The sequence below is a fragment of the Clostridium sp. FP1 genome, assembly GCF_011065975.2.
Classification (GTDB): domain Bacteria; phylum Bacillota; class Clostridia; order Clostridiales; family Clostridiaceae; genus Clostridium_AD; species Clostridium_AD tagluense.
Map to the genome: position 1 here is coordinate 3,884,133 of NZ_JAAMNJ020000001.1, position 19,301 is coordinate 3,903,433.

The 19,301-nt window shown below is 34.9% G+C and carries 13 protein-coding genes, 3 rRNA genes and 1 pseudogene; 7 read left to right on the top strand and 10 right to left on the bottom strand.

Annotated features, from left to right (window positions below; all coding sequences use genetic code 11):
- Positions 1–35: 35 nt before the first annotated feature.
- Together G9F70_RS18860 and G9F70_RS18865 are read left to right on the top strand one after the other, a co-directional pair.
- Positions 36–3,107 (top strand): insulinase family protein, encoded by a 3,072-nt coding sequence (locus tag G9F70_RS18860; protein ID WP_164946989.1) that lies wholly within the window; start codon positions 36–38, stop codon positions 3,105–3,107.
- Between the two features lie 129 nt (positions 3,108–3,236).
- Positions 3,237–3,484: pseudogene (locus G9F70_RS18865) on the top strand (peptide ABC transporter ATP-binding protein); the annotation flags it as partial.
- 139 nt (positions 3,485–3,623) lie between these two features.
- On the opposite strand, the gene rrf reads toward G9F70_RS18865, so the two are convergent.
- The 5 genes from rrf to G9F70_RS18895 form a co-directional block, all read right to left on the bottom strand.
- Positions 3,624–3,740: ribosomal RNA gene (gene rrf, locus G9F70_RS18875) — 5S ribosomal RNA — on the bottom strand.
- Between the two features lie 114 nt (positions 3,741–3,854).
- Positions 3,855–6,796, bottom strand: a 23S ribosomal RNA gene (locus tag G9F70_RS18880).
- A 310-nt stretch (positions 6,797–7,106) separates the two neighbouring features.
- A 16S ribosomal RNA gene (locus G9F70_RS18885) occupies positions 7,107–8,625 on the bottom strand.
- The 16S, 23S and 5S rRNA genes sit together here, the layout of an rRNA operon.
- A gap of 554 nt (positions 8,626–9,179) precedes the next feature.
- Positions 9,180–9,977, bottom strand: a complete 798-nt coding sequence (locus G9F70_RS18890) for an endonuclease/exonuclease/phosphatase family protein (protein ID WP_164947604.1) — start codon at positions 9,975–9,977, stop codon at positions 9,180–9,182.
- A gap of 1 nt (position 9,978) precedes the next feature.
- Positions 9,979–11,646, bottom strand: a complete 1,668-nt coding sequence (locus tag G9F70_RS18895) for a PTS transporter subunit IIBC (protein ID WP_164947605.1) — start codon at positions 11,644–11,646, stop codon at positions 9,979–9,981.
- A 424-nt stretch (positions 11,647–12,070) separates the two neighbouring features.
- Between G9F70_RS18895 and G9F70_RS27330 the strand changes: the two genes are divergently transcribed.
- Positions 12,071–12,541, top strand: coding sequence for a GreA/GreB family elongation factor (locus G9F70_RS27330; RefSeq protein WP_224617870.1), 471 nt, complete (start codon positions 12,071–12,073; stop codon positions 12,539–12,541).
- Between the two features lie 169 nt (positions 12,542–12,710).
- Here the strand turns inward: G9F70_RS27330 and G9F70_RS18905 are convergent, their stop codons facing one another.
- Together G9F70_RS18905 and G9F70_RS18910 are read right to left on the bottom strand one after the other, a co-directional pair.
- Entirely contained in the window at positions 12,711–12,911 is a 201-nt protein-coding gene (locus G9F70_RS18905) for a cold-shock protein (RefSeq protein ID WP_125004432.1), read from the bottom strand.
- Between the two features lie 235 nt (positions 12,912–13,146).
- Positions 13,147–13,338: a hypothetical protein gene (locus tag G9F70_RS18910; protein WP_224617686.1), complete on the bottom strand. Its 192-nt coding sequence runs from the start codon at positions 13,336–13,338 to the stop codon at positions 13,147–13,149.
- Between the two features lie 227 nt (positions 13,339–13,565).
- On the opposite strand from G9F70_RS18910, the gene G9F70_RS18915 reads away from it, so the two are divergent.
- Entirely contained in the window at positions 13,566–14,699 is a 1,134-nt protein-coding gene (locus G9F70_RS18915) for an aldo/keto reductase (RefSeq protein ID WP_164947607.1), read from the top strand.
- Positions 14,700–14,815: 116 nt separating this feature from the next.
- Here G9F70_RS18915 and G9F70_RS18920 read toward each other — a convergent pair whose 3' ends face one another.
- Positions 14,816–16,543 carry an oleate hydratase gene (locus G9F70_RS18920; RefSeq protein ID WP_164947608.1) on the bottom strand — a complete coding sequence of 576 codons (1,728 nt, stop codon included), beginning with the start codon at positions 16,541–16,543 and terminating at the stop codon, positions 14,816–14,818.
- A 332-nt stretch (positions 16,544–16,875) separates the two neighbouring features.
- On the opposite strand from G9F70_RS18920, the gene G9F70_RS18925 reads away from it, so the two are divergent.
- Positions 16,876–17,469, top strand: coding sequence for an HAD family hydrolase (locus tag G9F70_RS18925; protein ID WP_164947609.1), 594 nt, complete (start codon positions 16,876–16,878; stop codon positions 17,467–17,469).
- A gap of 108 nt (positions 17,470–17,577) precedes the next feature.
- On the opposite strand, the gene G9F70_RS18930 is transcribed toward G9F70_RS18925, so the two are convergent.
- Positions 17,578–17,826 (bottom strand): hypothetical protein, encoded by a 249-nt coding sequence (locus G9F70_RS18930; protein WP_125004424.1) that lies wholly within the window; start codon positions 17,824–17,826, stop codon positions 17,578–17,580.
- Positions 17,827–18,253: 427 nt separating this feature from the next.
- On the opposite strand from G9F70_RS18930, the gene G9F70_RS27095 reads away from it, so the two are divergent.
- A complete protein-coding gene (locus G9F70_RS27095) occupies positions 18,254–18,376 on the top strand; it encodes a hypothetical protein (protein ID WP_258881004.1) in 123 nt (40 codons plus the stop codon).
- A 139-nt stretch (positions 18,377–18,515) separates the two neighbouring features.
- Positions 18,516–18,782: a hypothetical protein gene (locus tag G9F70_RS18935; RefSeq protein ID WP_164947610.1), complete on the top strand. Its 267-nt coding sequence runs from the start codon at positions 18,516–18,518 to the stop codon at positions 18,780–18,782.
- 138 nt (positions 18,783–18,920) lie between these two features.
- On the opposite strand, the gene G9F70_RS18940 is transcribed toward G9F70_RS18935, so the two are convergent.
- Complete coding sequence (locus tag G9F70_RS18940; RefSeq protein ID WP_164947611.1) at positions 18,921–19,187, bottom strand: hypothetical protein; 267 nt, start codon at positions 19,185–19,187, stop codon at positions 18,921–18,923.
- Between the last annotated feature and the right edge of the window lie 114 nt (positions 19,188–19,301).

The window sequence follows — 19,301 nt, forward strand, 5'->3', positions numbered from 1 at the left end:
AATATGGTAAAATTTAAATATACTAGGGGGAAAAAATGAAAAAATTAAGAATTTTTTGTAGCGCTCTTACTATTATGTTCCTTATGGGAACACTAGCAAATCCTATTATTTCTGTAAGTGCAAAAACAACCACTACACAAGTAGCAGCAGTTAAAACTGTTACTAAAGAACTTTTGGAAAACTATAAGGTTGGTCAAGTTTATCATGGCTTTAAGCTTATTGAAGATGGTAAGTTAAAAGACTATAATGCTGTAGGCAGAATATTTGAGCATGTAAAAAGTGGTGCTAGACTTGTTCAGTTTAAAAATGCTGACGAAAATAAATACTTCGCAGTAACTTTCAGAACACCTACTGACGATAATACTGGTAAACCACACATATTAGAACATTCACTGTTAATGGGTGGCTCTAATAAATATCCTGTTAAACAACTACTTACATATTTTTTAAATGGTTCTCTTTCCAACGAAATGAATGGATATACACAAGCTGATAGAACCTTCTATCCATTTGCTACAGTAAATGAGCAAGAATTTAATAATCTAATGGATGTATATCTTGATATAGTTTATAATGCAAGAGTTCAATCCTCAGAAAATATTTTTAGAGAAGAAGCTTGGCATCATGAAATAACTGATGAGAAAAATCCAATTGAAGATACAGGTGTTGTACTTAATGAAATGAAAGGTGCAATGAGTTCACCTGAGCAACAACTAATAGTTGCAATTAATAGAAGTTTACTTCCTAATACAACCTACAATTTTGTATCTGGTGGGGACCCAAAGAATATAACTAAATTATCATATAAAGAACTTGTTGATTTTTATAAAAAATATTATAATCCATCGAATAGTTTTATATTCATATATGGTGATACACCTTTAGATGATAAATTAAAACATATTGATGAGAGCTTTTTAAGCAAAATTACCAAAACTACTGTTGACTCAACAATAGTTAAGCAAACACCATTTACTGAAAGAAAGTACTATGAAGCAGAATACGGAATTCCAAAAGAACAACCAGCAGATAATAAAGACTATCTTACGTTAAACTTTGTTACTGGTGATGCTTCTAATTTAGAACAATTAGTAGGTACTCAATTATTTACATCTTTAGTTTTAAATAATGAAAACTCAATTTTACACAAAGACTTAAGAGCTGCTGGTTTTCAAAATATAAGTGCATTTTCAAATCCTGGACAAGCACAATGTGTTACAACAATTTTGGCATCTAACACAGATAGAAAGCAAAAAGATTTATTCGAAAAAACAGTTATGAATTCATTAAAAGAAATATCAAAACAAGGTATTGATAAAGAATTATTAGATTCTACCTTAAATAGCTTTGAATTATCTGATAAGCTTGGTAAAGCATATACTAAAGAGACTGGAAAATCATTATATGGTCTTGTTAGCATGGGTTTTGCTTATGATACAAATATGTTATCACCCTTTAAATCCAATGATGCAATGATGGAAACTTTAAAAAACGCTTCTAAAACTCGTTATTTTGAAAAGATAATTGATGATAAATTTGTAAATAACAAATTCACCTCTTTAGTAACATTTAAAGCGGTACCTGGTTTAAATGATAAAGAAAAAGAATCAGAAGTAAAAAAATTAGCGGACTATAAAGCATCTTTAAGTAAAGACGATTTAAATGCATTAATTAAATCAAACCTTGAATTAAAGCAGTGGCAATCAACGCCTGAGTCACCTGAAGTATTATCAAAGCTTCCAATGATTAATGTTGATTCTCTAACTCCTAAAATCACTAAAACACCACTTGAGCTAAAAAGTGTAGATGGAGTTAAAGTACTTTATCATCCAATGTATACAAATGGAACAAACAATTTATCATTACACTTTGATACAACATCAGTTAAGCAAGTTCAAATTCCTTATATAAAATTATTATCTTCCTTACTTGGTAATATGGATACAAAAACTCACACTCAAGATGAATTAACAAAATTAAGTGCAAAATACTCAAATGGTCTTAGTATTTCGGCACAAGCTTATTCTTCAATTAATCATAAAAACACTTATGCTCCAACCCTGCAAGTAAGTGCAACTTCTTTAAACGAAAATGCACCAAATGCAATAAACCTAATGTTAGATGTCATTAAGGATACTAAAATAAATGACAAAGAAAAATTAAAACAAACAATAAATAACATTAAAACAAACTTAGATTCTTCAATTGCAAACAATGCTATCTCTTTAGCACTCAATAAGAATTCAAGTAATAACAGTGCATATTCTGCATATATGAATAGCTTAGAGGGTGTGGAATACTATAATTTCATTAGTGAATTAAGTAAAAATTTCGATATAAACTATGATGGAATAGTTAAAAATCTTGAAGAGGTTTCAAAAACTATTTTCAATAAAAACAATTTAACTTTAAGTTTAACTGCTGATGATAATGAATTTAACAAGTTCCATAATAACTTAGCAAACATTATTGCTAATCTTCCTTCTGATAAATTAACTACTCAGAATTATAAATTTAAATTTAATAGCAAAAAAGAAGCATATACAATTGAAGCTCCTATCAACTATAACATTCAATCTTTTAACTACAAAGATTTAGGATACAATGCTAAAGGAAGCCTTCAAGTATTGACTCCTCTTGTAAACTCATTCTTATGGGATACTTTGAGAGTTAAAGGTGGTGCATATGGTGCTTATCTATCAGCTGATGAGACTGGAGAAATGTCTATATTTACTTATAGAGACCCAAGAGTTAAAGAATCTTTCCAAGATATAAAAATGATATCTGAATTTTTGAGAAATGCTGATAAGATATCACCAATGCAATTAAATCAATATAAATTAGATGCTTTAAAAGGTTACTATACACCAAAATCAATATATGAAAAAGCTTCTCAGTCTGATGGTTTATACTTTAGTGGAGTAAACGATGATTATCGTCAAAATTGTATAAATAAAATTCTAAATACAACTACTGATGATCTAAAATCCTATGCTCAAATGTTTGAAGATGGATTAAACGAAAATAAAATTACAACCTTTGGTAATACCAAAGCAATAGAAGCTAGTAAAGATTTATTTGATAGTATTCAACCATTAATAAAATAATTAATAATCAAATCGCAAAAAGTGGTTATGAAATTTCATAGCCACTTTTTGTGATTTAATTATAAAAAAAGAACTAACATATGAAAAAGAAATGTGTAAAATAAGAGGAAATGAAATTTCTATGATATATCAAGAGCCCATGAGTTGAGTAGTTGCATGAGACAACGTATAATGATAGCTATGCCTCTATGTTGTAACCCTAGCGTAGTTTAGTATCAGATAACCCACCACTGCTTTAGATGTTACAATCCAAGCTAAAATACTATACTTATTAATAAGTAACAAGTTAAAAAACTTCTATTATATTTATAACTCACGATTTAGATGTAATAGCGGAAATAGCCGATAAAGTGGCTGTAGGTTTCGTGCAAGATGTTCCTATGCTAAGCCTATATGCAGTGAACAAGTTCCAGAATATAAAGAGATATGTACAAACCACTTTGTAGCTTGCCATTTAAACTAATTATATTTACGCAAAATAAAAACCTCTAAGTTAGACTTAGTGGTTTTTTGTTTACCTGGCGACGACCTACTCTCCCACAAAGTTACCCCTGCAGTACCATTGGCGCATTGAAGCTTAACCGACCTGTTCGGTATGGGAAGGGGTGTTACCTTCATGCCATAATCACCAGATTGAGAAAATATATATTCTCTCAAAATTGCACAGTGAAATAGTCTTTTCGCTTACGCTCAAAGCCTTCGCTTCTTTTTACAAAAGAAGTATATCGCATTATTTTTACTTATATTAAGGTCAAGCCCTCGACTTATTAGTATTAGTCAGCTGAACATGTTACCATGCTTACACCTCTAACCTATCAACCTGGTGTTCTTCCAGGAGTCTTACTAACACCGTGCTTACGCACGAGTTATGGGAAATCTCATCTCAGGGTGGGCTTCACGCTTAGATGCTTTCAGCGTTTATCCCTTCCAAACATAGCTACCCAGCGATGCCACTGGCGTGACAACTGGTGCACCAGAGGTTTGTCCATCCCGGTCCTCTCGTACTAAGGACAGCTCCCTTCAAATTTCCTACGCCCGCGACGGATAGGGACCGAACTGTCTCACGACGTTCTGAACCCAGCTCGCGTGCCGCTTTAATGGGCGAACAGCCCAACCCTTGGGACCTACTTCAGCCCCAGGATGCGACGAGCCGACATCGAGGTGCCAAACCTCCCCGTCGATGTGGACTCTTGGGGGAGATCAGCCTGTTATCCCCGAGGTAGCTTTTATCCGTTGAGCGATGGCCCTCCCACGAGGTACCACCGGATCACTAAGTCCGACTTTCGTCCCTGCTCCACTTGTAGGTGTCGCAGTCAGGCTCCCTTCTGCCTTTGCACTCTTCGCGCGATTTCCAACCGCGCTGAGGGAACCTTTGAGCGCCTCCGTTACTTTTTTGGAGGCGACCGCCCCAGTCAAACTGCCCACCTAACAATGTCCTGTGACCAGATTCATGGCCTCCAGTTAGAACCTCAGTACTGTCAGGGTGGTATCCCAAGGATGACTCCACACAGGCTGACGCCCATGTTTCTCAGTCTCCCACCTATCCTGTACAGACAATACCGAAATTCAATGCTAAGCTACAGTAAAGCTCTACGGGGTCTTTCCGTCCAATCGCGGGTAGCCAGCATCTTCACTGGCACTACAATTTCGCCGGATGTGCTGTTGAGACAGTGCCCAAATCATTACGCCATTCGTGCGGGTCGGAACTTACCCGACAAGGAATTTCGCTACCTTAGGACCGTTATAGTTACGGCCGCCGTTTACTGGGGCTTAAGTTCATACCTTCGCTTGCGCTAAGTAATCCCCTTAACCTTCCAGCACCGGGCAGGCGTCAGCCCCTATACATCAGCTTTCGCTTTAGCAGAGACCTGTGTTTTTGCTAAACAGTTGCTTGGGCCTATTCTCTGCGACCTACTTTCGTAGGCACCCCTTCTCCCGAAGTTACGGGGTCAATTTGCCGAGTTCCTTAACAGCAATTCTTCCGATGGTCTTAGGATTCTCTCCTCACCTACCTGTGTCGGTTTGCGGTACGGGCACCAATATCCTCGATAGAGACTTTTCTTGGCAGCGTGGAATCAGATACTTCAGGAATAAATTCCCTTCCCCATAACATCTCAACGTTCCGAGCAAACGGATTTGCCTGCTTGCTCCGCCTAAATGCTTAGACACACATCCAATAGTGTGCACATCTTATCCTCCTGCGTCATCCCATTTCTAATAACGTCCATTGGTGGTATCGGAATATCAACCGATTGTCCATCACCTACGCCTTTCGGCCTCGGCTTAGGTCCCGACTAACCCTGAGAGGACGAGCCTTCCTCAGGAAACCTTAGGTTTTCGACCGTTAAGATTCTCACTTAACTCTCGCTACTTATGCCAACATTCTCACTTCTGTACCGTCCACCACTCCTTACGGTATGACTTCAGCCAGTACAGAAAGCTCCTCTACCGCGTACACATAGTGTACACCCATAGCTTCGGTGGTAAGTTTTAGCCCCGGACATCTTCGGCGCAGGATCTCTTGACTAGTGAGCTATTACGCACTCTTTGAATGAGTGGCTGCTTCTGAGCCAACATCCTAGTTGTCTTAGAAATCCCACATCCTTTTCCACTTAACTTACACTTTGGGACCTTAGCTGATGGTCTGGGCTGTTTCCCTTTTGACTACGGATCTTATCATTCGCAGTCTGACTGCCGAAATAAAAGTATATGGCATTCGGAGTTTGATAGGGTTCAGTAACTGTTGTCAGCCCCTAGCCCATTCAGTGCTCTACCTCCATTACTCAATTAATCGACGCTAGCCCTAAAGCTATTTCGAGGAGAACCAGCTATCTCCGAGTTCGATTGGAATTTCTCCGCTATCCACAGCTCATCCCATGGTTTTTCAACACCAACGTGGTTCGGACCTCCACGGAATTTTACTTCCGCTTCATCCTGGCCATGGATAGGTCACCCGGTTTCGGGTCTACGACATGCAACTTCGTGAACTTACGTTCACAGCGCCCTATTCAGACTTGGTTTCCCTTCGGCTCCGTACCTTAAGTACTTAACCTTGCTACATATCGTAACTCGTTGGCTCGTTCTACAAAAAGCACGCCGTCACACATAAAAAGTGCTCCGACCGGTTGTAGGCACACGGTTTCAGGTTCTATTTCACTCCCCTTCCGGGGTTCTTTTCACCTTTCCCTCACGGTACTTCTTCACTATCGGTCACTAGGTAGTATTTAGCCTTGGGAGGTGGTCCTCCCTGCTTCCCACAAGGTTTCACGTGTCTCGTGGTACTCTGGATTAGATCTGACTGTTTTTCCTTTTCATTTACAGGCCTATTACCTTCTGCGGAGCAGCTTTCCAGCTATCTTCAATTAAGGAATTGCAGTATTTATGATCTATCCTCAACCCCTAGGTCAAAGACCTAGGTTTGGGCTCTTTCCCTTTCGCTCGCCGCTACTTAGGAAATCGATGTTTCTTTCTCTTCCTCCGGGTACTTAGATGTTTCAGTTCCCCGGGTCTACCTCTGCATACCTATTTATTCAGTATGCAGTACATAGTTGTTACTATGTGGGTTCCCCCATTCGGAAATCTTTGGATCACTGGCTATTTGCGCCTACCCAAAGCTTATCGCAGCTTAACGCGTCCTTCTTCGGCTCCTAGTGCCAAGGCATTCGCCATGCGCCCTTTGTAGCTTAACCTTTATCTTTATCTACTTGCGTAGATAATTTCGTCTATTTACATAAACGTTTTAATTCATTTTGCGAAATTGTATTAAATTCATCTATACACCACTTACATGGCTTTAACTTATTAAAACAACTTTAATTTCACTGTGCAATTTTCAAAGAACATTTTTAGAAAAACTATCTATTAGTCAACTCCAAAGAGTTAACTAAAATTAGTCTCTCAAAATTAAACAGAGAATAGGTTACGAGTAATTACAGTAGACATTTTGAAGAATAAATTCTTCTTGTTGCATTGACCGAAGTCTTTGCATCTACTCCCTAGAAAGGAGGTGATCCAGCCGCAGGTTCTCCTACGGCTACCTTGTTACGACTTCACCCCAATCATCAATCCCACCTTCGGCCGCTGGCTCCTTACGGTTACCTCACGGACTTCGGGTGTTACCAACTCTCATGGTGTGACGGGCGGTGTGTACAAGGCCCGGGAACGTATTCACCGCGACATGCTGATTCGCGATTACTAGCAACTCCGGCTTCATGTAGGCGAGTTGCAGCCTACAATCCGAACTGGGATGAGTTTTTGAGTTTGGCTCCACCTTGCGGTCTTGCATCTCTTTGTACTCACCATTGTAGCACGTGTGTAGCCCTAGACATAAGGGGCATGATGATTTGACGTCATCCCCACCTTCCTCCCGGTTAACCCGGGCAGTCTCACTAGAGTGCTCAACTAAATGGTAGCAACTAATGATAAGGGTTGCGCTCGTTGCGGGACTTAACCCAACATCTCACGACACGAGCTGACGACAACCATGCACCACCTGTCACCCTGTCCCGAAGGACTTCGCCCATCTCTGGGTTATGCAGGGGATGTCAAGTCTAGGTAAGGTTCTTCGCGTTGCTTCGAATTAAACCACATGCTCCGCTGCTTGTGCGGGCCCCCGTCAATTCCTTTGAGTTTTAATCTTGCGATCGTACTCCCCAGGCGGAATACTTATTGTGTTAACTGCGGCACCGAGGTTCGACCCCCGACACCTAGTATTCATCGTTTACGGCGTGGACTACCAGGGTATCTAATCCTGTTTGCTCCCCACGCTTTCATGCCTCAGCGTCAGTTACAGTCCAGTAAGTCGCCTTCGCCACTGGTGTTCTTCCTAATCTCTACGCATTTCACCGCTACACTAGGAATTCCACTTACCTCTCCTGCACTCTAGACACCCAGTTTCAAATGCAGCACCCAAGTTAAGCTCGGGTATTTCACATCTGACTTAAATGTCCGCCTACGCATCCTTTACGCCCAGTAAATCCGGACAACGCTTGCCACCTACGTATTACCGCGGCTGCTGGCACGTAGTTAGCCGTGGCTTCCTCCTCTGGTACCGTCATTATCGTCCCAGAAGACAGAACTTTACAACCCGAAGGCCTTCATCATTCACGCGGCGTTGCTGCGTCAGGGTTTCCCCCATTGCGCAATATTCCCCACTGCTGCCTCCCGTAGGAGTCTGGACCGTGTCTCAGTTCCAATGTGGCCGATCACCCTCTCAGGTCGGCTACGCATCGTTGCCTTGGTGGGCCGTTACCTCACCAACTAGCTAATGCGCCGCGGGTCCATCTCAAAGTGGAATTTTCTAAAAGAAAAATCCTTTGATGTTTCAATCATGCGACCAAAACATATTATGCGGTATTAATCTCCCTTTCGGGAGGCTATTCCCCTCTTTGAGGCAGGTTACCCACGTGTTACTCACCCGTCCGCCGCTAATCCACCCCGAAGGGTTTCATCGCTCGACTTGCATGTGTTAGGCACGCCGCCAGCGTTCGTCCTGAGCCAGGATCAAACTCTCAATTTAAAAGTTTACACTTTTTATTTGAAATGAATAATCTGCGACAACTGTTAAGTTGTTACGCAAGCTCATTACATACTTTTTTATCTAAAGTAATTAACTGGTCAAGCGAAATATTATTTCGCTATTTTACCTATTTCTCTGTTTAATTTTCAAAGACCAATTTGCTTTGTCATCATGTGACGACTTCTACTACTTTACTTTGTATTGCTTGCTTTGTCAATAACTTTTTAAAATTAATTTTCATATAAAAATTTATTAAATTGCAATTAACATTTAGCTTTTTGCGCCACTGCTTCGTGACTACAAGGAGTATTCTATCACATAAATAAGTGCACAATTCCAGCGAATATACACTCTAGCTAGATTATCTTCATAATCCTACCTATATGTTTCATTGATTCAATATATCTCATTCCGATACGCATGGCTAATTATCATTATTGCTTTCATACATATTTAGTTTAGCCTTAGAAGTACCACAATGGTTTTATACTTTCAGAGCTATATAATGAAAAAATAAGAATACCAAATTAGGTATTCTTATTTTTGGAATTTTCCTATAAGGACGAATCTATTTCCACTCCATAATGATCTGATACTACTGAACCATTTTCGTCGTTAAATATTACTTTAGAATATTTAACATCTACATCTTTATTTGCTAAAATGAGGTCTAGTCTTAAATCATTTTTATTTAAATCCCATCCATCTATTTTACCCTTTACAGTTACCCCACAATCTTTTTCACTAGCAAGTGTAAAAGTATCTCTTATTCCTTTTCCCATTAAATAATCATAGCCCTCATTTCTTATAAAAGCATTATTATTAAAATCTCCCATAAAAAACGTTAGTCTATCTTTTTTTATATTATTAAGTAATTTACCTGCTTGTTCTCTAAAAGGTTCCTCTTCATCCTGCCACCATCCTAAATGACAGGAGTAAAAATCTACTATTTCACTATTTATTTTAATTGAGGCTCCTACAACCACTCTAGTTTTCCAGAACTCCCGATTCTTGCTGTTACTTATAAAAATTGAGTGTGCACCACCTTCTTCTATTTTATGTTTAGTTATAATGCTTACTCCTTCTTCGTATATGTCATAACCTATATGTGAAAATCCCCACAACATTGCGTATTCTTTACATCCTAATTTCTCTAACTCTTTTAGCAAAATCAAAGCAAAGTTATCTTTTTTTATGTTATCATAAGCTAACTTTTCGTTTATAGATTGACTTACTTCCTGTAGTGCAATTACATCATATTTTTTTTCTTTTATGGTATTTGCAATAATTTTTATCTTTTCATATTGATTTTCTTCCATCCAGGAATGACAATTCAAAGTTAATAATTTCATATTAAACTCCTAGTATATCTATAATATCTGATTTTAAAACGTCTGCCTTTGGTCCATATATAGCCTGTACACCATTTCCTTTAATTATTAAAGCTAATGCTTGGTTGTTTTTCCATTCCTTTTCTTCCTTTACCAATAAGCTATCTTTAACCGTTACGCGAAGACGGGTCATACATGCATCTACATCTACAATATTCTCTTTCCCGCCAAGTAATTCAATAATAGCTACAGCTTGACTCCCTTTTTTACTAGCATTAACCTCTTGATTTTCAGTTGACTCTGTTGAATTTTCTCCCATGTCAATTTCATTTCCATTACGACCCGGAGTTGCTATATTAAATTTACTAATCATAAATTTAAATACGAAATAGTTTATGCAGAAAAATATAGCTGTAACTAATACATATCTTATCAAATCACCTATAATTCCTGCTTTTACAATCATAGGTATACGTGCCACAAGCTCTATAACACCAAAACTATGAACTCTTAAATTAAATATATCTGCGCACATAAATGCAAATCCTTGTATAACTGCATAAGTGGCATATAATATTGGTGAAACAAACATAAACATAAATTCTAAAGGTTCAGTTACACCTGTTAAGAAAACTGCGATGGCTGCTGAAAAAAACACTGATTTATATTTTGCTCGTTTTTCCTTAGCTACACTTTTATACATAGCAAGCGCAACACCCATTAATGATCCAGCTCCTCCAATCATTTGTCCAACCTTGAACCTTGCTGGATGAACTGTTGCAAGTAAGTTACTATATGTGCTCATATCTCCAGCCGCTTTTAAGTTACCTAAGTCAGTAACCCAAGCAAGCCAAAGTGGATCTTGTCCAAGTATATGCTTACCTATATTAGCACCAGTTAATACTTTATATGACCCACCAAGATCTGTATAATTTATTGGTATTGTAATCATATGATGAAGCCCAAAAGGTAATAATAGACGCTCAAGTGTACCATATATAAATGGTGAAATAAATGGTGCAGTATCTTGTGATGTTGCAATCCACATGCCAAATCCATTTATAACTGATTGAGCAAATGGCCAAATTATAACAAATGCAAATGCAGTAACTGCGGATCCTGCAATAACCACAAATGGTACAAAACGTTTACCATTAAAAAATGCAAGCGCATTTGGTAATTTATTATAATTATAATATTTATTAAATAAAATCGCCCCAAGAAAACCTGAAATAATACCAACAAATACTCCCATATTTAATGCTGGAGATCCAAGAACAGAAATAAAGTAATCCTTAACCAAAAGTTGTTGACCGGTTAACGAGGTTACCGTTGCATGTACATCTGTGAGCATCTCATTTGTAATATTAAATACATTGCCAGTAATTTTATTTATTAAAATGAATGCAATAAGTGCTGCAAACGCTCCACCAGCACGTTCTTTAGCCCAAGATCCACCGATAGCTACAGCAAATAATAGGCCCAAATTAACTATTATTGCCCAACCTATACCTCCTACAACTTGTGATAAGGTTTGCATAAATGAGGAATTAGGTGCCACTATTCCTATAACTGCTCCTAATGAAATCATTAATCCACCTGCTGGCATAACTGCAACTACTACTAATAGTGCCTTACCAAATTTTTGCCAAAAATCAAACGAAATTATTTTTGATTTACTCTTAACCATATTTGAATTACCTCCATTATTAATTTAACAGTTCTTTATCACTTCAATTTTTAAATTTATAATCATAAAACATATATTTTAAATATATTGTATGATGATTTTACTCAACTATGAAGCAATGCATCTATATTAAATTTTCTTTAGTTAAAAATGATTCATTGGATAATTTTATACTTATTTTAGTTTATGCAAACGTTTGCCCTGATAATTAAATTATATTTCATAGTTAAAATATTGTCAAGGCAATAAATTTATCTAATGCTGGTGTAGCTATAAATTAGTACTACATGGAATATAAATATGACTTGTTTTACACTTAGTAATGGTCTAATATTATAATAAAACTTATTTTCATATAGTGGCATGATTCAAAGATTATCTAATAACTAACTCGGTAATACTATAAATAAAAGGTGGTGATAAAATTAATAATAAGCTTACTAAAAAAGATGTTGAAGAACTTCAAAAAGAATTTGATTATCGCAAAGGTCCTTTAACAATGGAAATTGCCCATGAAAAAATGATAGCTGCAGCTCATGGTGATAGAAGTGAAAATGCTGAATATAAAGCTGCCAAAACAAATATGTACGAGAACTACAGAAGAATGGGCTACTTAATAAAAATGATTAGAACTGCTGAAATTATAGATGATGTTATTGTTAATACTAGCGGTGCAAATGTAGGTGATAAATTACTGATAAAATTTGTTGGCACTGATGACATAGAAGAAATTGAACTTGTAACAACATTGCAAGTGGATATAGCAAATGGAAAGTTTAGTATAGAGTCTCCAATAGGGCGAGTATTGTTTGGGATGTCCATTGGAGCTATAGTGGAGGTAGACTCTCCTGATGAAAATTACAAAATAGAGTTACTAAACATAACTAAAGTTTAATTGCATTCTTATTGACCTCTAGTATTTTAAAGTTTAAGAAATAACCACTTTATTAACTTGCCCCCTTCTGCATTTTTTAGGTATTTGCAATATTACTAACAATTATAATCTAATTCCCTTTAATAAAAAAAAACACCAAGTAGCTAAGCTACTTGGTGTTTAAATATTATTATTTTACAATAGTAATATTTTCTGCTTGTGGTCCTTTTGGTCCTTCAACGATGCTGTAAGAAACCTTTTGTCCTTCTTCAAGTGATTTATAACCATCTGAATTTATTTGAGAGAAATGTGCGAAAACATCTACTCCGTCTTCTCCTGTAATAAAACCAAATCCTTTTTCTGAATTAAACCATTTAACTGTACCATTCATATATGTGTACCTCCGAAATTTTATTCTTAAACACTTTGTAATACCACACCTATAAAATTTCGATATAAAAATACTATATTTAAAGAGTACTAATTAATTGAAATATATCTGTGTTGCTTTATTTACTATTCATTTAAGTTATGGCTTAATAATATCACAGTTTATTATATAATGCAATAGCTACTCTCATATTAATATCTATATCCTTATTAATTTATAGCATAAGCCCTATCAATTAAGACTTTTTCCTTTCAAAATCATCTTTGGATTTAATACTTATTTGTAAATATCCGGTCCCAAGATGCCCTATACCACGTATAAACCCTTCTTCCACAAGGACAATATCAATGTCTACTCCTAAGCGAAATAAAATTTGCTTTTGATATATTTCTACACAAACTATATTTTTTATTTTCCTAAAAGCCACATATAACTTTGATTGATCTTCAACAATACTAGTACATTTTATATAATATTACAAATAGAATTAAATTTCATCCACTTTACTTTTAGTATTATAACCCATAAAAACATTTTTTTAGGTCATAATAAAATAGCTTTTCTTTTAGATAAACAGTATAATTATACCTATATAGTAAAAAACACAGCTCTAATTTCAACAAATATTACTGGCTATAAAGGAGGATGAAAATAATGAAGTATCGAAATTATGGTAATACAGGAGAAATGGTTTCAACTTTAGGCTTTGGTTGTATGAGGTTACCTGAGGTCGAAATAAATGGAAAATGGTATATTGATGAGGAAAAAGCTTTACCTATGCTTTTTAGTGGTTACGCAAGTGGTATAAATTACTTTGACTCAGCACCCTATTACTGTCACAAAAATAGTGAGCATGCAGTTGGGAAAGCTTTAAAAAGTGTCCGAGATAGAGTTAAGCTAACTACAAAATTACCTTTAGATGATGTTAAAAAGCCTTCTGATATGAGGAGAATTCTTGAGAACAGTTTAAAAAACATGGATACACCTTATATAGATTTCTACCATTTTTGGGGAATAAACAAAGGTTCTCTTGAGAATATTAAAACCAATGACCTTTTTAATGAAGCACGAAAAGCAAAAGAAGAAGGATTAATAAGACATTTGAGCTTTTCTTTCCATGATGATTCTGAAAATATGATTGATATTATAGATGCTGGTGACGGAATCTTTGAATCTGTTTTGTGCCAATATAATCTTCTTGACAGGGCAAATGAAAAGTCTATTGCCTATGCCAGAAAAAAAGGGCTAGGAGTAGCAGCTATGGGCCCTGTAGCAGGTGGTAGACTTGCCTCACCTACAGAACTTTATAAAAAGCTTACTGGTAAAGAATCTATAGCCACCTATGAGCTTGCATTAAGATTTGTTTTAGGAAACGAGGATATAAGTCTTGCTCTATCAGGCATGGAGAATATGGATATGTTAGAAAAAAATCTTGCTATAGCAAATGTTGAGACTTATATGAATAATTCAGAAAGATACAAAGTTGGTATAGCTATGGAAGAGATTAAGCAGTTTTCAGAATTATATTGCACTGGATGCAATTACTGCCAACCATGTCCTAAGAACATAATTATCCCTAAGATATTTAATATGTATACTTACCACAATGTTTATGGCTTAACAGAAGTAGCTAAGAAGGATTTTGAAGCCTATAAAAAGAACCCAGAAAAGGGTGCAATGCCAGAATCCTGCATAGATTGTGGTATCTGCGAATCAAAATGTCCACAACACCTTAAAATTAGGGAAGAATTAAAGAGAGTAGTTAATGTTTTAGAACAAATAAAATAACCACCGATGCTGCCTTCAGGAGGATATATATATAAAAACAGTGGATAGCTTTCCTATATAAGGATGCTATCCACTGTTTTTTTATTTGATTACAATATTTATAACAATTAAATTTTTTATCTAAATGAAGTTTTTAATGCTTCTTTTATTATCCTAGGCTTCTTTTTATAAGGAGTTACAGGACAAATTTCCTTATCTTTTACATTAAATAGATTATATATAGCAATTTTTGCTCCTCGAACAGAATACTCTTCGGTAAATACCATATCCTCTGGGATTTCAACAAACTGGCTAACCATAGCAAAGTTTGTGGAGTTCTCTGGTACAACACTCGGACGATCAGTCATCTTACGTGGCTGAAACTGTGAATCTATATAAGGCATCATACATGGAATTACATTAATTACTGTATCCATAATTTCCTCTTTTTTGTCTAGCATATGCATATGGTATAAAAGTTCCATTAACATTTCCTCTCCTGTACAATCACGCATTGCTTTCTTTACAAAATCACCAATTTTATCAGTATATATGCTATATCCCCAAAACATAGTTGTATCAATTGGCTGATTTTTAAAGTGTGGTTGAGCTGCAACAACTATGCTCATCAACCAATTTGAATCCTTAAATGTCATCAAGGCTCCACTGCCTGGAATATTAGTGGAGAACTTTTCTATTAAACTCAAGAATTTATTGCCCGTACAAGTCACTGTAAAACTTTCCCAATTAGTTTCATTTGCATGTCCAAAGAAAGGTTCCGGATTTCCAAGGCCTCTTTTCTTTTCAGCTATTTTTGCCCAAAGCTCAGCTGAGATTGGCTTTTCAGGATTATATGCTGCAGGTGTGTACATATCACCAAGTGTTGCACAATCAGTCATACAACCATTTGTCATAATGCAAACGTCATTAGGGTTTAATGTAATAACTCTAGATGCTTCATCTTCTTCAATGTGAAGGGCGGTTACTGTAATTTCCTCTCCTGACTTAAAATCTAAATCAGTTACAGTTGCATTTATACTAAAATCAACTCCAAAATTATCTAAATAAGCCTTTAATGGAAGAATTACTGATTCATATTGATTATAAGGCGTACGTGTAACACCCTCTAAAGTTTCAATACGTGAAAATTCAAAAATCATACGTTCCATGTAACGCTTAAATTCAAAAAGACTGGACCATTTTTGGAAAGCAAAGGTTGTTTGCCACATATACCAGAAATTAGTTTCAAAGAAATGTGGCGTATGATTAAACCACTCCTCAATAGTCTTATAATCTAGTTTTTCTTCTGGTGTAATCATCAATTTGCCAAGAGCCATCCGATCCGCATTATTAAATCCCATGCTAGTCACATCAAGAATTACTCCATCTTTATCAATTAATCGTGCTTGTGCATGGGTTGGATGCAAATGATCAAAATTAAGAATTTCTTCTTTAACACTCTTACCTGGCATATCTAGAGATGGTATATCTGAAAATAACTCCCAAAAATTCTCATATGTTTCTTCATTTAACATTCTACCACCACGACATACATATCCATTTATGGCATCTCCTGCACCATCATTACTGCCTCCTAGAATGTTCATCGCTTCAATGATATGAATATTTTTGCCTTTAAAATTACAATCTCTCAGGAGATAAGCAGCACCTGCCAGGGAAGCTAATCCACCACCAATGAAGTAAACTTGCCTATGATCATTATCTTTATTCTCAGGTAAACTTTTTGCTTTTTTATGTTTTTTATTAAACTCCTTTACACTAATAGTTGCTACAGCAGCGGCTCCAGCAATTGCACCTAGTGTAAGTAATATATTTATATTATTCTTGTTTGATTTTTTAGACATAAAAATTACCTCCATTTTATATTTCATTAATAATAAATACCTTATTCATTATTATAACGCAATTAAAATTAATTGTATTTATACACTTTCCAGTATTTGTCCAAAAAACACTGAATTCATGCTTTATTCATGATTTATTTATGTTAATATTTATTTAACGACATTTCAGAAGGAAGTCTCCCACTTCTATAAGTGGGGGTCACACACTATAATAAAAGGAAAACTTCAGTGGGAGTCTAAATCTCCTTCTGAAGTCGTTAATTACAGCTCCGCAGGAGATGATTTAATAGTTATATTATAAATATAATCACAATTTATTACGGAGGACAATAATGATTAAAAATGTAATCTTCGATATTGGAAATGTATTACTAGAATTTAAACCACTAGATTATCTTAAAAGAACCTTCAACGATGATAACATTGAAAAATTTCTATACAAAGAAATATTTCAAAGTGAAGAATGGCTTGACCTAGATAGAGGAACCTTAACTCAAGAGGAGGCGATAAAAATAATATCTTTAAGAAACCCTAATTATGAGATGCATATTAAGAAGTGCATGCATAATTGGATTGACATATTGATACCTATTGAAGGCACAGTAAAAATACTCAATAAACTAAAAGAAAAGGATTATAAACTATATCTCCTTTCAAATTTTCATTTATTAGCTTTTGAAACTATTTGTTCTAAATATGATTTTTTCAAACATTTTGATGGAGGCATAGTCTCCTATAAAGAAAATCTTTTAAAGCCTGAAGCTGAAATTTACACTAAACTTTTAGATACTTATAAGTTAAATGCACCAGAATGCTTATTTATTGATGATACCTTAGTTAATATTGAAGCTGCCCATAGACTTGGTATTAAAACACTTCATTTTGAAAGTGCCACTCAGATGGCACATAGCATAATTAAATTGTAATACACGCAATCATTACAATTAAAACATTGCCAATACTTACAAGAAGACAAGCCCATAAATAATGACTTGTCTTTTTGTCTATATATAATGAAGCTGTTAATTATATATTCATATTAACATTGTGTTTACTTTTATATCTTCAATCTTACTTAGGTCTTCTTTTAAAGCAGCTATTTCTGTTTCTTCACCACAAAGTTGTAATAAAATTAACCCTCTTTCTGCACATAAATCTTTGGACGTTTCGTGTAGTCCGAGTCTCATGCTAATAATGCAACCATGTTTTGTTAATATTTCTTGTAAATTTGGAGCAAACCTATTTCTTTTTTCTAAGGCAATAGCCATAATTGTAGTATTCATTTTTAATACCTCCTAAATTATTTTATTTTTTAATTTGGTAGATCTTACCCCTTTATAAACTTAAAAGTATACTTTACTATTTGATTTTTATTACAATTCTATACCTTTTTATTCATTATGTATAGTGATACAATTATAAATAATATTCTAGTTTTAATTAATAATAAAACAGATAGATCCTCTCATAACTACAAAGGGTGTTTCAAATAAGTGGAATAAAAAAAATAATGTTTGACTATCCATAGAAGACATCGTAGTCTATTTACCCTAACAGTTATAATTTATTTACACTATTGACACGTAATTTCAACAATTATTTAGTATTATATTAATTGAAGATATTAGTTTCACAAAAAAATCCATTAAGTAAGTCTTAGATTAAATTTTATAGTATGGCCTTTAAAGGCAGAAATGGAGACTGTTTATTATGAAATCTGAATACGGAAATGTTCCTGAAATGTCGAGATTATCTTCTATCTTAATTGCTTTGTGTGTTGGTGCTTCAGTACTATCGTTGGTTGGAATTAAAATACTTTTAACAGCTATGTAACCTATTGATATAAAGTAATATCATCATTTCCTATTGCAGTAGAAGCTGTACATGGTGTGTTTTTTATTTCCACAAAATTTTACATTTGCTAAAACATAGTGTTTAAGTTATAATTATCATTAATAATGGAGGTGTTTTTATGAACGTTGATTTTTCTAATATTAATCTAAATACCATTATTATGTTTGCATTAGCTATATTACTTGCTTATCTTGGTATTGCTGTATTTAAAATGATTGGAAGAATACTAAGTATTTCAGTTGGTATATTCCTTTTAATATATGTCCTTCAACAAATAGGCATTACAATACCTATATTAACGGATATTCTTAGCGCTATTTTACAGCTAATAAAGCCAATTATCGATATTGTAACAAATTTATTTAATTCTACAAAAATTAAATAGTCATAGACTTTTTTATGTTGCAAAAAACACTATACATTTATTATTGTATAGTGTTTTTTTCGTCATAAAAGATTCGTCTTTTACTTTAATAGCATTAACTTTCTTATTTACTAACAATATTATCATTACCACATAAAGCTAATAGTAACTGTGAAGGCTCCACCTTGAAGATTTAAGTTCAAATTTTATTTCATATATTTTTTCAATAGCATCAATACTACTTTGACAAGTAAAAACCTGCATATAATTGCCAGTAAGTTTTTCTAAATCTATTTTTAAAACCCTTCCTATAACTATAGTTTCAAAGCTATTATCATCATTCTCAATTCTAAATCTAACTGGGTGAATTTTGCCTGATTTACCAAACCAAGCTACCACCTCTATTGGTTTTGCAACTACCTTCATTTTAATTCACCTCTAATTATTAATGATATGATTAATTGTACGAATATATGTTCTCATTGTCAAATTAAAAAGAATTAATTGTAATCCAAAGAAATCATTGACAAGCTACTGTGT